The organism is Frankia umida, assembly GCF_023242945.1.
GTDB lineage: Bacteria > Actinomycetota > Actinomycetes > Frankiales > Frankiaceae > Frankia > Frankia umida.
Genome location: NZ_JALKFT010000115.1, coordinates 1 through 495, shown reverse-complemented (window position 1 = coordinate 495; position 495 = coordinate 1). Strand labels below are relative to the sequence as shown.

The window sequence follows — 495 nt, the reverse complement described above, 5'->3', positions numbered from 1 at the left end:
CGCCGCCGCGTACGTCGTGTTCACCTCCGGGTCGACGGGACGTCCCAAGGGGGTCGTCGCCACCCACGGCGGGCTGGTCAACCTGGCCCTGGCGCACGCCCGTGACCTGGTGGAACCGGCGGTGGCGCGGCTGGGTGGGCGCCGGCTGCGGGTGCTCAACGTGCTGTCGTTCGCGTTCGACGGCACCCTCGACCCGGTCGTCTGGATGCTCGCCGGGCACGCCATGCACATCCTGCCCGACGCCCTGATGGGTGATCCGGCGGGCATTGTCGCGACCGTGCGCCGCGAACGGATCGACTTCGTCGACATCCCGCCGTCCCTGCTGGAACTGGTCACCGCGGACGGGCTGCTCACCGGTGACTGGGCCCCGTCGGTGGTCGCCACCGGTGCGGAGGCGGTCGGTTCACGGCTGTGGGACGAGCTGGGCGCGGCCGAACGCACCGTCGGCCTGAACTGCTACGGCCCGACCGAATGCACCGTCGACGCCACCTGGAC

1 protein-coding gene is annotated in these 495 nt (G+C 72.3%); it reads left to right on the top strand.

What is annotated here, in order from left to right:
- On the top strand, positions 1-495 hold a 495-nt coding region (locus MXD59_RS26025), incomplete at both ends, for an AMP-binding protein (protein ID WP_248827206.1).